The sequence below is a fragment of the Pedococcus aerophilus genome, from assembly GCF_039532215.1.
GTDB classification, from domain to species: domain Bacteria; phylum Actinomycetota; class Actinomycetes; order Actinomycetales; family Dermatophilaceae; genus Pedococcus; species Pedococcus aerophilus.
The window spans coordinates 1,273,084-1,286,865 of the sequence record NZ_BAAARN010000001.1 but is presented as its reverse complement, the minus strand read 5'-3'; the positions used below and the strand labels follow the sequence as shown (position 1 = coordinate 1,286,865).

9 protein-coding genes are annotated in these 13,782 nt (G+C 73.7%); 7 read left to right on the top strand and 2 right to left on the bottom strand.

Features of this window, described 5'->3' with window-relative positions; genetic code table 11:
* Positions 1-16: 16 nt before the first annotated feature.
* The 4 genes from moeB to ABD286_RS06015 all read left to right on the top strand — a co-directional run bounded on the left by moeB (position 17) and on the right by ABD286_RS06015 (position 8,222).
* A complete protein-coding gene (gene moeB / locus ABD286_RS06030) occupies positions 17-1,231 on the top strand; it encodes a molybdopterin-synthase adenylyltransferase MoeB (protein WP_344191226.1) in 1,215 nt (404 codons plus the stop codon).
* 11 nt (positions 1,232-1,242) lie between these two features.
* The gene (locus tag ABD286_RS06025) at positions 1,243-1,590 is read left to right on the top strand and encodes an MGMT family protein (protein ID WP_344191224.1); all 348 of its coding nucleotides are present in this window, start codon (positions 1,243-1,245) and stop codon (positions 1,588-1,590) included.
* 84 nt (positions 1,591-1,674) lie between these two features.
* Complete coding sequence (locus ABD286_RS06020) at positions 1,675-4,872, top strand: ATP-dependent helicase (RefSeq protein ID WP_344191222.1); 3,198 nt, start codon at positions 1,675-1,677, stop codon at positions 4,870-4,872.
* Positions 4,869-8,222, top strand: a complete 3,354-nt coding sequence (locus ABD286_RS06015; RefSeq protein ID WP_344191220.1) for an ATP-dependent helicase — start codon at positions 4,869-4,871, stop codon at positions 8,220-8,222. Before ABD286_RS06020 ends, ABD286_RS06015 begins: the two co-directional genes overlap by 4 nt.
* Positions 8,223-8,225: 3 nt before the next feature.
* Here the strand turns inward: ABD286_RS06015 and ABD286_RS06010 are convergent, their stop codons facing one another.
* A complete protein-coding gene (locus ABD286_RS06010; protein ID WP_344191218.1) occupies positions 8,226-9,611 on the bottom strand; it encodes a phosphotransferase in 1,386 nt (461 codons plus the stop codon).
* Between the two features lie 41 nt (positions 9,612-9,652).
* Here ABD286_RS06010 and nudC point away from each other — a divergent pair, with 41 nt between their 5' ends.
* Positions 9,653-10,576, top strand: a complete 924-nt coding sequence (gene nudC / locus ABD286_RS06005) for an NAD(+) diphosphatase (RefSeq protein WP_344191217.1) — start codon at positions 9,653-9,655, stop codon at positions 10,574-10,576.
* Positions 10,577-10,625: 49 nt separating this feature from the next.
* On the opposite strand, the gene ABD286_RS06000 is transcribed toward nudC, so the two are convergent.
* On the bottom strand, positions 10,626-10,889 hold the full coding sequence (locus ABD286_RS06000; protein ID WP_344193285.1) for a glutaredoxin domain-containing protein: 264 nt from the start codon (positions 10,887-10,889) through the stop codon (positions 10,626-10,628).
* A 105-nt stretch (positions 10,890-10,994) separates the two neighbouring features.
* Between ABD286_RS06000 and ABD286_RS05995 the strand changes: the two genes are divergently transcribed.
* Together ABD286_RS05995 and ABD286_RS05990 are read left to right on the top strand one after the other, a co-directional pair.
* Positions 10,995-11,441, top strand: coding sequence for a PPOX class F420-dependent oxidoreductase (locus tag ABD286_RS05995; protein ID WP_344191215.1), 447 nt, complete (start codon positions 10,995-10,997; stop codon positions 11,439-11,441).
* Positions 11,442-11,487: 46 nt separating this feature from the next.
* On the top strand, positions 11,488-13,680 hold the full coding sequence (locus ABD286_RS05990; RefSeq protein WP_344191213.1) for an ATP-dependent DNA helicase UvrD2: 2,193 nt from the start codon (positions 11,488-11,490) through the stop codon (positions 13,678-13,680).
* The last annotated feature ends 102 nt before the right edge of the window (positions 13,681-13,782 follow it).

Sequence of the window (13,782 nt, the reverse complement as noted above, 5' to 3'; positions counted from 1 at the left end):
GGGTAACGTGAGTCACATGGCGATCCCACCGCTGGTTGCGCCCGGTCCCGAGCTCACGGTCGAGCAGAAGGGCCGGTACGCCCGGCACATCCTGCTCCCCGACATCGGCCTCGAGGGGCAGCAGCGCCTGTCCAACGCCCGCGTGCTCGTCGTCGGCGCTGGAGGCCTCGGCTCGCCCGCCCTGCTCTACCTCGCGGCCGCCGGGGTCGGCACGATCGGGGTCGTCGACGACGACGTGGTGGACGCCTCCAACCTCCAGCGCCAGGTCGTCCACGGGGTCGCGGACGTCGGGCGTCCCAAGACCGAGTCGGCCGCAGAGGCCGTCGCGTCGATCAACCCCCTCGTCACCGTGGTGCGCCACGACCTGCGCCTCACCTCGGAGAACGCGCTCGAGATCCTCGCCGACTACGACGTCGTCCTGGACGGGGCCGACAACTTCGCCACCCGCTACCTCGTCAACGACGCGTGCGTCCTGCTCGGGCTGCCGCACGTGTGGGGCTCGATCTACCGCTTCGACGGCCAGGTCTCGGTGTGGTTCGCGGGGTACGGCCCGTGCTACCGATGCGTCTTCCCCGAGCCGCCGCCGCCGGACGCGGTCCCGTCCTGTGCGACCGGCGGTGTGCTCGGAGTCCTTTGCGCCGCAGTCGGATCCGTGCAGGTCGCAGAAGCCGTCAAGCTCGTCGTCGGCCGGGGCGAGAGCCTCGTCGGCCGGCTGCTCGTGCACGACGCGATGCGCCAGACCTGGGACACGCTCACGGTCCGCGCCAACCCCGACTGCCCCGTGTGCGGGGAGTCGCCGACGATCACGGCCCTCGTCGACTACGAGGAGTTCTGCGGCACGGCGGGGGCGGTCGTGGAGATCGACGGAGCGCACGGCGACGAGCCGACCCCACCCGTCGCCGAGGTGTCCGCGACGGAGCTGGCGGACCTGCTCGCCGCGCGCGACCGGGGCGAGGCGAGCTTCGAGCTGGTCGACGTGCGCGAGCCGGGGGAGCGCGCGATCGTGTCGATCCCCGGAGCCCGCGCCGTGCACCTGGACGAGTTCCGGTCCGGCGCGGCGGCGCAGGAGCTGCCACGCGGCACACCGGTCGTCGTGCACTGCAAGTCGGGCGCACGGTCGGCGGAGGCTGCCGGTCTGCTCGCGGCCACGGGACGCGACGACGTCAGCAACCTCACCGGCGGGGTGCTGGCCTGGGTGCGCGACGTCGACCCCTCCCAGCCGGTCTACTGAGGAGAAGCGAGTTGGTCACGGACGCAACAGGATTCGGCCAGCCGAGCGAGTTCGCCGACGACGTCCTCGAGGTCGTGGACACGATCCCCGAGGGCATGGTGATGACGTATGGCGACATCGCCGAGGTGCTCGGACGCGGCGGTGCGCGCGGGGTCGGGTCGGTGATGGCGAGGTACGGGTCGGACGTGCCGTGGTGGCGCGTGCTGCGGTCCGGCGGCTACTTCCCGCAGGGGTTGGAGGACGAGGCCCTGGCGCACTACCGCGCCGAGGGGACCCCCTTGGTGCGCGGCCAGGTGGACGGTCGTCGGGTGGACCTGTCGGTGGCCCGGTGGAAGGACGCCCGCCGTCCGACCGCGTGAGGACGAGCCGTTCGTGCGGTCGCTCGAGGCGGCACCGGTGAGGCGCGGGCGCCGATGTCGGCCCGAGGTGATGGAATCGCCCCCGTGCTGACGCTGCGCCGAGCCCCGAGCCTGGTCGTCGACGCGCCTGCGCTGGACGAGGTCCAGCAGCAGGCGGTCGCCCACCGGGGCGGTGTCCTGCGCGTGCTCGGCGGGCCGGGCACCGGCAAGACGACGACCGCGATCGAGGCGGTCGTGGCGCGGGTCCACGCGGGAGAGGTGACCCCGGACCAGTGCCTCGTCCTGACGTCCTCGCGCGTGGGTGCGGGCAGCCTCCGGGAGCGGGTGACCGCCCGGCTCGGGCGGACCTCGACCGAGCCGTTGGCGCGGACCCACCAGGCCTTCGGGTTCGGGATCCTGCGGCAGGCGGCGGCCCTGCGCGGCGACCCGGCCCCGCGTCTGCTCAGCGGCCCCGAGCAGGACGTCATCCTGCGCGACCTGCTTGCCGGCCACGCCGCTGACGACGGCGGGCTGCTCGCCGGACGGACCCCGGCCCCGGCCTGGCCCGAGGCGCTGCACGCAGCGCTGACGACCCGGGGGTTCCGCGCCGAGCTGCGTGACCTGCTGATGCGCGCCGTCGAGCTCGACCTCGAGCCGCCTGACCTCGTCCGGCTCGGCGTGGAGCACGAGCGCCCCGAGTGGGTCGCTGCGGCGTCGGTGCTCGACGAGTACGACGAGGTGACGGCCTTCTCGGCGCCGGGTGCTTACGACCCTGCCTGGATCCTGGGTGCGGCGGCCGACCTGCTGGCCGAGGACCCCGAGGCGCTGGACCGGTTGCGCCGGAGCCTGCGGCTGGTCGTCGTCGACGATGCGCAGGAGCTCACCTCCGCGGCGACCCGCCTGCTGCGGACCGTCGTCGCCCCCGGCATCGACGTCGTCCTGCTCGGCGACCCCGACAGCGCCGTGCAGACCTTCCGTGGTGCCGACCCGCGCTACCTCGCCGACGGCTGGACCGCCCTCGGCGACGGGCCGACCCTCGTGCTGCCGACCGCGCACCGGTTGCCGTCGGCGGTGCAGGCTGCCGCCGGGCGGGTGGCCCCGAAGATCGGCGCCCTCGGCGGCGGGAGCCAGCGGGGCGCGGCACCCGGTCGGTCCGGTGGCCAGGTCGACGTCCGCCTGCTGCGCGCCGTGAGCCAGGAGGCCAGCTTCGTCGCGTCCGAGCTGCGGGAGGCCCACCTGCGCCACGGGGTGCCGTGGTCGCAGATGGCGGTCATCGTGCGGGGCCAGGGACGCACCGCCACGCTGCGCCGTGTCCTCATGTCGGCCGGCGTTCCCGTCGCCGGGAGTGCCACTGACCTGCCCGTCCGCGACGAGGTGGCGGTGCGTCCGCTCCTCACCCTGCTCGAGGTGGTCCTCGGCATCGTCCGGGTCGACCTCGCACAGGGCAGTGCCCCCGTCATCGAGCCGCAGGTCGCCGTCGACGCGCTGCTGTCCCCGATCGGTGGCGCCGACGCCGTGGGGCTGCGCCGCCTCCGGCGGGCGCTGCGCCGGGTCGAGCTCGGCGCCGGGGGCAGCCGCACGAGCGACGAGCTGCTCGCGGAGGCGTTGACCGTGCCGGGATCGCTGGTCGAGCTGGGACCCGAGGGTGGCCCGGCCCGACGGGTGGCCCGCACCATCGCCGCCGGGGTCAAGGCCGCCCGGGGGAGCGAGGAGGACGGCGTCTGGCGCTGGGAGGCAGGGGTCAGTGCCGAGTCGGTCCTGTGGGAGATGTGGGCCGCGACCGGCTTGGCGCCCGAGTGGCAGGCGGCCGCCCTCTCCGGGGGCCCGGGCGCGGGGCGCGCCGACCGTGACCTCGACGCCGTCGTGGGCCTGTTCGACGCCGCGGCGAAGTTCGTCGACCGCCTGCCCCAGGCAGGCCCCGAGGCGTTCCTCGCCCACATCGGCAGCCAGGACATCCCCGGTGACACCCTCGTGGCGCGCTCGCCCGTCGGTGAAGCCGTCACCATCACGACCCCGCAGGCGGCGGCGGGCCGGGAGTGGGCCCTGGTCTTCGTGACCGGCGTCCAGGAGGGCGTGTGGCCGGACCTGCGGCTGCGTGGCTCCCTGCTCGGGTCGGAGCGGCTCGTGGACGTGGTGGCCGGACGCACGTCGACCTTCCGGGCGGCCCAGGCCGCGGTGCGCTACGACGAGACGCGGCTCCTGCTCGTGGCGCTCACCCGCGCGACCGACCGCGTCGTCATGACGGCGGTCCGCAGTGACGACGAACAGCCGTCGGTCTACCTCGACGTCGTCGACCCCGACACGATCACCGAGGAGGGCGACCGGCCGTTCGCCGATGTGGCCCGCACCATGACGCTGCCGACGCTGGTCGGCGAGCTGCGTCGTCACCTCCTCTCCGAGGACGAGCAGACCCGGCGCACCGCGGTCGCGGCGCTCGCCCGGCTGACCCACGAGCGGGTGCCGGGCGCGGACCCCGGCCAGTGGTGGGTCATGCGCTCGGTCTCCGACGAGCGCCCGCTGCGCACCGCGGACCAGCTCGTGCGGGTCTCCCCGAGCAAGGTCGAGTCGTTCGGCAAGTGCAGTCTGCGGTGGTTGCTGGGCTCGGTGGGCGGTGACGGGCCCTCCGTCGGAGCCGCCGACATCGGCACGCTGGTGCACGACATCGCGGCCGAGCTCGGTGACGTCACGGCCGAGGAGATGGTCGCGGAGGTGGACGCCCGGTGGGCGCGGCTCGGCATGCCCGCGGGCTGGGTGTCGGACCGCAAGCGCGTCGAGGCGCACGAGATGGTCCGTCGGCTGGCCCGGTACTTCGACGAGGCCCGGTCGCACGGCTGGGTGCGCCTCGGTGCCGAGCTGGACATGAAGGTCACCCTCGGGCGTGCGGTGCTCACCGGCAAGGTCGACCGGCTCGAGGAGGTCACGGTCCCCGGCGGGGGGCCGACCGGGCTGCGCGTCATCGACTACAAGACCGGCAGCAGCAAGCCCAGGAACGACGAGATCGACCGGCACCCGCAGCTCGGCGCCTACCAGCTCGGCGTCGAGCGGGGTGCGTTCGGACAGCTCGGCACCACGTCGGTCGGTGCTGCCCTGCTCCAGGTCGGGAAGGCTGCCCTCGTCAAGACCACCCTCCAGACGCAGAAGCCGCTCACCGAGGACGACGAGCCGGACTGGGCGGCCGACCTCGTCGCGCAGACCGCCGACGGGATGGCGGGAGCGACCTTCGTCGCCAGCGTCGGGGAGTGGTGCAAGCAGTGCCAGGTGCGTTCGTCCTGCCCGGCCCAGCCCGAGGGGAAGGTCCTGTGACGCCCCGGCTCTCGGCACGCGAGGTCGCCAAGGCCCTCGGACAGCCCGAGCCGACGCCGCAGCAGGTCGCCGTCATCGAGGCGCCGATGTCGCCGCTGCTGGTCGTGGCGGGGGCGGGCTCGGGCAAGACCGAGACGATGACCGGCCGCGTCGTGTGGCTCGTCGCCAACGGGTTCGTCGAGCCCGACCAGGTCCTCGGCCTCACCTTCACCCGCAAGGCCGCCACCGAGCTGTCCGAGCGCATCGGGGCCCGGCTGCGCCTGCTCCAGCAGCGCGAGGTGTGGACACCGAGGCCCGACGACGGCGAGAGCGATGCCGAGGTGCTCGGCGGCACCGCGACCGTCTCGACCTACCACTCCTACGCCGGCAGGCTCGTGCGCGAGCACGCCCTGCGGCTGGGCTTCGAGTCCGAGTCGCGACTGCTCTCCGAGGCCGCCGCCTGGCAGTACGCGTCCGAGGTGGTCGCGGCCTACGACGGTCCGATGGACGACGTCCCCAACGCCGAGTCCACCGTGACCGCTGCCGTCGTCGACCTCGCCGGCGAGATGGCCGAGCACCTCGTGACGCCGGCCCAGGTCCGGGATCACCTCGCCGAGGTGCTCGCCTCGCTCGCGGCCCTGCCGCCGGGGGCGAGCAAGGCCAAGGACCTGCCGGGCGAGGCCAAGAAGATGCGTGAGGCCCTCAAGGCACGGGCCGGGGTGCTGCCCATGGTGGAGCGCTACCTCGCCCTCAAGCGCCAGCGCGACGCGATGGACTTCGCCGACCAGATGGCGCTCGCCGCGCAGCTCGCACTGACCTTCCCCGACATCGGGGCGATCGAGCGGCAGCGGTTCGGTGCCGTGCTCCTCGACGAGTTCCAGGACACCTCGGCCGCCCAGCTGGACCTGCTCCGGGCCCTGTTCGTCGCTCCGGGGGAGCCCGTGCCGGTGACGGCCGTGGGCGACCCACACCAGTCCATCTACGGGTGGCGCGGCGCCAGTGCGACGACCCTCAGCGCCTTCCGTGAGCAGTTCCGCGACGGGCCCGACGCGGCGCCGGTGCGTCCGCTCGCCACGTCCTGGCGCAACGACGAGGCGATCCTCCACGTGGCCAACGCCGTCGCGGCGCCCCTGCGCGAGAAGTCCGCCGTGCCCGTCGAGGAGCTCGGGGCGCGGCCCGGCGCCGGCGCCGGGGCCGTCGACGTGGCCCGCGTCCTGACCGCGGCCGAGGAGGCCTCGCTCGTGGCGCAGTGGCTCGGTGAGCGCCGGGCTGCGGGTGCGAAGTCGGCAGCGGTGCTGTGCCGCAAGCGGTCCCAGTTCGCGGCGATCATCGACGCGCTCGAGGCCCGGACCATCCCCTACGAGGTCGTCGGGCTCGGTGGACTGCTGCTGACCCCCGAGGTCGAGGACATCACCTCGCTGCTCCACGTGGTCCACGACCCCACCCGGGGCGACCAGCTGATGCGGCTGCTCACCGGACCGCTGTGCCGACTCGGTGCTGCCGACCTCGACGGGCTGATGGCGTGGGCGCGGCACCAGCAGGACGTGCGACAGCAGCAGGACACCCGGCATCGCGAGGCCCAGGGGGAGGCCCCGCCGGTCCACGACCAGTCGCCGGACAGCGCCGACACCGTGAGCATCGTCGAGGCCGTCGACGACCTGCCCCCGGTCGGGTGGCGCAGCCGCGACGACAAGACCGTCAGCGAGGTCGCGCTGCACCGCCTGGCGGGTCTGCAGCACGCGATCCGTCGACTTCGCTCCCTGAGCAGCCTGCCGTTGGCCGACCTCGTGGGAGAGGCCGAGCGCGCCCTGGGGCTCGACATCGAGGTGCTGGCGCGCGAGGGCTACACGCCTGCAGCGGCCCGGGCCCACCTCGACGCCTTCGCCGACGTCGCGGCCACCTTCACCACCAGCGCCGACCGCCCCAACCTCGGCGGGTTCCTGGCCTGGCTCACGGCTGCCCTCAAGGAGGAGCGCGGGCTCGACAAGGGCTACATCGAGGCGTCCACCGATGCCGTGCAGGTGCTCACCGTCCACGCCGCAAAGGGGCTGGAGTGGGAGGCGGTGGCCGTCCCCGGGCTGGTCGAGGGGTCCTTCCCGGCGCTCGCCTCGGCCGCCAGCCGGCCCGGACCCGAGGGCACGTGGACGCTGTCCACGCCCAAGGGCAGGGGCTGGATCGCGGGACTCCAGGACGGCGGCATCCCCTACGCGCTGCGCGGCGACGCCTCCGGCCTGCCCCACCTCGACTGGCGGGGGGCGCAGGACTGGAAGGACATCGACGCCCGCGTCGAGGACTTCCTGCTGGCCAGCGGTGAGCACGGGGTGGCCGAGGAGCGCCGCCTCGCCTACGTCGCCCTCACCCGGGCCAAGACCCACATGCTGCTCACCGCCCCGGTGTGGACCGACGGCAAGACCCCCAAGGTCACCTCCCGCTTCCTGCTCGAGGTCGTGGAGGCCGCAGACCTGCCGGTCCGTCGCCTCGAGTGGGTCGACCTCCCGGACCCCGAGGACCCCGACGGCGTCCAGAACCCCGCGACCGCGGACGTCGTCTCGGTGCAGTGGCCGGCCGACCCGCTGGAGGCTCGCCGTCAGGCCCTCGCCGACGGTGCGCGGGCGGTCGAGACCGCGATCGAGGATTATGGCCCCGGCTCACCGGCCGACGACGTGTCCGAGCAGGGGCTGCTGCCCATCCCGGGGGAGGAGCTCAGCGTCCTGGAGGAGCTCGACCTCCTGCTCGAGGAGCGCCGCAGGCTCGGCGCCCGGGCGGACGTCACCGTCCTGCTGCCCCGCCACCTGTCCGCCTCCGCCGTCGTGGCGCTGGCCCAGGACCCCGAGCGGTTCGCCTCAGCCCTGCGCCGTCCCATGCCCGAGCCCCCGGCCCTGGCAGCCCGGCGCGGCACGGCGTTCCACGCGTGGGTCGAGCAGCACTACGCCAAGGCGACGATGGTCGACATCATCGACCTGCCAGGCAGCGCCGACGACGACCCCGGTGACGACGCCGAGCTGCCGACGATGAAGGAGCACTTCCTCGCCAGCGAGTGGGCCGGTCGGGTCCCCAGCGAGATCGAGATCGCCGTCGAGACGGTGATCGACGGAATCGCCGTCCGAGGCCGCATCGACGCGGTGTTCCCCCGCGCGGGTGGCGGCTTCACCGTCGTGGACTGGAAGACCGGGGCCAAGCCGAGCGGTGAGGCGGCACGCATCCGGGCGTTGCAGCTCGCGGCCTACCGCGTCGCCTTCGCCCGGCTGCGCGGGCTCGAGCTCGACGAGGTCGACGCGGCGTTCTACTACGCGGGGACCGGTGAGACCGTCTGGCCGGAGCTGCCCGACGACGAGGACCTCGCGGCCCTGCTGGCGGGTGTTCCCGAATAGGGGTCAGCGGCCAGAGTAGCCGGGCTCGTGCTCGGGTCCGGGCTCGTCCTCGTCGAACTCGAGCAGGTCGGGATCGGGGCGCGCCCCGCCCCTGACGGGGATCTCGGTCGTCGCCTGTCCCCGGTCGTCGGTGGCGTCCTGGTCGGTGGCGTCGTCGTCGAAGGGTGCTGCGCCGGCGACAGCAGTCTCGTCGGCGAGGTCCTGGTCGGAGTCCTCGAGTACCGGCTCCTCGAACTCAGGATCGTCGAGCTGGGCGTCATCGTCGCCGGGAGCACCGTCGTCGATGGTCGCCTCGTCGTGAGCATCCTCGTCGTGGCCGTCCTCGTCCTGCGCGGTCCGCGCGAACATCACCGCGACGTCCTCGTCGTCGTCGTCGGTGTCGACGACCGGAGGCACGACGACGGCGGGGGCCGGTCGTGCTGCGGCCTCCGCCTCGCGGCGGTAGTCGTTGGTGGCCTCGTCCTCGGCGTGCAGCTGCTCGTCGAGTCGCCGCAGGGCGGCGGCGTGCCGCTCGACGAGCAGGCGGTCACCCCCGCCGACGGCGGTCATCAGGTCACCGAGCGCCCGCATCTGGGCAGCGAGCCTGGCCCGGGTCAGCAGGTGCGGGTCCGGGCGCTCCGACCGCGCGTGGGCGTAGGCCTCCATCAACGTCTCGAGCGCGCCTTCGGAGGCCTGGGTCACCAGGGCCGAGAAGTCGTCGGCGGGGTCGGCGACCTTGGCGTCCTCCCAGCCGGTGAACGCCTTGATGCGACCGGTCGCCGCGTCCTGGTCGTCGTCGAAGACCGCGAGCACCTGGTCGCCGGTGAGGTCGCCGTGGGTCGGGGTCGGGGCGAAGCGCCACAGCACGACGTCCTCGAGCAGCTTCTCCCAGCGGGTCAACAAGCCGGTGGGCACGTGGCCGGTGGCGGCTGCGCGGTCCAGCTCGGTCAGCCGGCGGGTGCGGTAGGTGTCGGCGTCGTAGGCGGGCAGGCCAGCCTCGTCGAACAGGCCGTGGTCGGCGTTGTGCAGCGCGGCGATCGAACGGCCCAGCTCGGCCGCGAGCCCCGGACCGGCGGGCAGCGCGGCGAAGTCGATGTTCTGCCCCGGCAGGTAGGGGTAGATGGCGGCGCGGCCGCCCTCCTTGAGGGCGGCGAAACCCTTCGGCGTCGGCACGCTGAACGGCAGGCGACGAGCCAGCAGGGACAGCAGCCCGAAGGTCGCCTCCATCTGCGCTGCCGCGCCCTGCGTCCGAGGGACGCGGATGACCCAGCGGCGGTGCTGGGTGTCCTGCACGAACGCGACGTCGTACTGGTGGTCGGGTGCCCCGGGGAGGGCCTCGACGCTGGCGGGGTCGAGTCCCGGGACGGCCGCACTGGCCAGTGCGGCGAGGAAGAGGGGGCTGCGGTCCACGCGCCCACCGTATGCCGATCCGGCGCGCCTAGTGTGGAGGCGTGGGCTCCTTCGCCAAAACTCTCCCGAATCTCTCGCTCGCCAGGCCCGGTCTGGACCGCCTGGCGGACCGGCGCACGGCTGACGGGCTGCTGCCGACGTTGCTGTCCGACGCCGCGACCCGGGTCCTGGAGCTGCGGGGCGACCGCGCCGACGTCGTCGAGGACGGCGCGGACCTGCGCCTCGTCCTGCGTCCGCCGCAGCCGCGTGACCTGACGCGGCTGGGACTGTTCCTCGGCGCGGACGGTGACGACGCGGCATACGTGGCGGTCGTGACGGACCCACCCACGGAGGCGGGCGACCACGAGGACGACGGGCACACCCTGCGCGAGGTCGGGGCGCTGCTCGGCGACCGGGACGCGGCGCTGTTCACGACGGCGCTGGCGCTGGCCAACTGGCACCGGGTGCACCCGTTCTGCGCGCGGTGCGGTGCCCCGACCGAGCCCGCGTCGGCGGGGTGGCTGCGCCGGTGCACCCGCGAGGGCAGCGAGCACTACCCGCGGACGGACGTCGCGGTGATCATGTCGGTCGTCGACCCGGACGACCGGCTCCTCATGGCGCGCGGAGCCGGGTGGGGCGAGGGCCGGTTCTCGGTGCTCGCGGGGTTCCTGGAGCCGGGGGAGAGCCTGGCCGGGGCGGTGGCGCGCGAGGTGCGCGAGGAGGTGGGGCTGGAGGTGCACGGGGTGGAGTACCTCGGGGACCAGGCGTGGCCGTTCCCCAGCTCGCTCATGGTGGGGTTCACGGCCCGGGCGACGACCGCCGAGCTCACCCTGCAGGAGTCGGAGATCGCCGAGGCGCGGTGGTACACCCGGGAGGAGCTGCTGGCGGCGGTCGCGGACGGGTCGCTCACCGTGTCGTCGCGGGTGTCGATCGCCCGACGCATCGTCGAGCACTGGCTCGGGCACGAGATCGCCGACGTGCCCTGAGGGCACGTCGGCGACGGGGTGGTGCGGGCGCCGGCATCGGCGCCAGGGGTCAGGAGGCGAGGCGCTTCTTGACCTCGTTGATCGAGGGGTTCGTGGCGGAGGTGCCGTCCGGGAAGAGCAGCGTCGGCACGGTCTGGTTGCCGTTGTTGGCCTCCATGACGAACTGCACGGCCTCGGGGACCTCTTCGATGTTGACCTCGGTGAACGCGATGTTCTCGCGACCCATCTGCGCCTTGAGGCGGTTGCAGTAGCCGCACCAGGACGTGGTGAACATGGTCACGGAGCCGGGGGCCGGGGCCTTGATGGAGGACATCTGGAGGTGCTCGCTCTCTGGCTGGGGAGTGGTCACGGTCGTCAACGCCGCACCGCCTCGCGATCTTCCGCTGCGGGACTGTGACGTCTGTGACCATGATGGCTCATGACCCGCGACGACCTCGACCCGTCACTGCTCAGCCTGGCCGCCGACCACCACCTCGGCAGCCTCGCCGCCCTCAAGCGCGACGGCCGTCCGCAGCTCTCGGTGGTCAACTACGCCTTCGATCCCACGGCCCAGGACGGACCCCTGGTCCGGGTGTCCGTGGTCGACGGTCGGGCCAAGGTGGCCAACCTGCGGCGCGACCCGCGGGCCTCGCTCCTGGTCACCTCCGGCGACGGCTGGTCGTATGCCGTGCTGGAGGGCGACGCCGAGCTCTCCCCCGTCGCGCGCAGCCAGGACGACGCGACGGTGGACGAGCTCGTGGAGCTGTACCGGACCATCCGTGGTGAGGACCACCCGGACTGGGACGAGTACCGCACAGCGATGGTCGCCGACCGCAGGCTCGTCCTGCGCCTGCGCGTGACCAGGGTGTACGGCCCGCGGCAGTGACCTCCGCGGGGCGGGCCGTCACCGGCGTCTGACAGGATCGCGGGCGATGCCCAACCAGCCCTCGCCCCTGAACCCGTTCGGTGCCGTCGCGCCCTCGCCGGACGCCGTGCTGGCTGCGCTCGACCCCGAGCAGCGCGAGGTCGCCGCCCACCCGCTCGGCCCGATGTGCGTGCTCGCGGGCGCCGGCACGGGCAAGACCCGCGCCATCACGCACCGCATCGCGTACGGCGTCCACTCCGGTGCCTACCAGCCCCAGCGGGTGCTCGCGGTGACCTTCACCGCCCGCGCCGCGGGGGAGATGCGGACGCGGCTTCGCGACCTCGGTGCCGTGGGCGTGCAGGCCCGCACCTTCCACGCCGCCGCTTTGCGGCAGCTGCACTACTTCTGGCCGCAGGCGATCGGTGGCGCGGCTCCCGAGGTGATGGCCCAGAAGGCCGCCGCCGTGGCCCAGGCCGCTGCGTCCCTTCGCCTCGACCTCGCCCGCGACCGCACCGCGATCCGCGACCTGGCTGCGGAGGTCGAGTGGGCCAAGGTCTCGATGCTCACCCCGGAGACGTATGCCGCGGGGGCACGAGCCGCGCGCCGCGAGCCCCCCGGCCTCGACGCCACGGCGATGGCGCGGGTGCTCGAGGCCTACGAGCAGGTCAAGACCCAGCGGGGCGTTATCGACTTTGAGGACGTCCTGCTGCTCACCGTCGGGATCCTCGCCGAGCGCGACGACATCGCGCGGGCGGTGCGCTCGCAGTACCGCCACTTCGTCGTGGACGAGTACCAGGACGTCAACGCCCTCCAGCAGCGGCTGCTCGAGCTGTGGGTGGGGGAGCGCGACGACCTGTGCGTCGTCGGCGACCCGGCCCAGACGATCTACTCCTTCACCGGCGCCAGCCCCCGTCACCTGCTCGAGTTCCCGAAGGCCCGGCCGACGGCCAAGGTCGTGCGCCTGGTCCGCAACTACCGGTCGACGCCCCAGATCGTCGGCCTGGCCAACCTCATCGTCCGCGGACCGTCCGGGGCCATGCGCAGCAACGCCGTGCAGCTCCAGGCCCAGGCCTCCGACGGCCCCACGCCCTCGCTCACCTCTCACCCCGACGACCCGGCCGAGGCTGCCGCCATCGCCGGCGAGATCGCCGACCGGGTGGCCAAGGGCGTCTCGCCGGGGCAGATGGCGATCTTGTTCCGCACCAATGGTCAGTCCGAGGCCTTCGAGTCGGCGCTCGCCGAGCGCGACGTCCCCTACCTCGTGCGGGGCGGGGAGCGGTTCTTCGCCCGCAAGGAGGTGCGGGACGCCATCCTGCTGCTGCGCGGTGCGGCTCGCTCTGACGACGGCTCTATCGCCCTGCCCGAGCTCGTCCGCGACGTCCTGCTCGGCGCCGGGTGGACCCGGGAGGCGCCGAATGCCGGAGGTGCCGCGCGAGAGCGGTGGGAGAGCCTCGCCGCGCTCGCCGCGCTGTCCGACGACCTCGTGGCCGCAGGCCCGGAGGCCCGGCTGCCCGACTTCATCCGCGAGCTCGACGAGCGCGCCGCCGCCCAGCACGCCCCGGCGGTCCAGGGGGTGACCTTGGCGTCGTTGCACGCGGCCAAGGGCCTGGAGTGGGACGTCGTGTTCCTGGCTGGTGTCTCCGACGGGTACCTGCCGATCGCCATGGCCGACACGCCGGAAGCCATCGAGGAGGAGCGCCGGCTCGCCTACGTCGGCGTGACCCGGGCCCGCAAGGAGCTGCGGCTGTCGTGGTCCGGTGCGCGCACCCCGGGCGCCCGGGCCAGCCGCCGACCCTCGCGGTTCCTCGACGGGGCAGCCAGCATCCTCGGCGACGGGGCGCGGTCCCAGCCGAAGAACGCCTCGGGTGGACGCAGGTCCGGGGGCAAGGCCGGCAAGCCGGTGCTCCCCGCGCACTGCCGTTCGTGCGGGACCGAGCTGCTGACGGCCGCCCAGCGCAAGACGGGCCGGTGCGAGGACTGCCCGCCGACCTACGACGAGGCCACCTTCGAGCGCCTGCGCGAGTGGCGGCTCGCCGTCTCGCGGGCGAGCAGCGTCCCCGCCTACGTCGTCTTCACCGACGCCACCCTCACGGCGATCGCGGAGCGTGAGCCCTCCTCCGAGGGGCAGCTGGCCCAGATCTCCGGTGTCGGCGCCCGGAAGCTCGGGCTCTACGGCGAGCAGGTCCTGGCCGTCCTCGGAGGCGCCACCGCTGCCGAGGTCCTCGAATCTGCTTCTGCTGCAACGGATTCCGACGCGTAGTCGGTTGTTCACCATTCTGTTGCGGAAAATCTCGTTAAATCCGTTGCTGCCGTCACGACTGCTGCCCTACCCTTGACGAGCACGCCCGGGCGGTACCTCGAC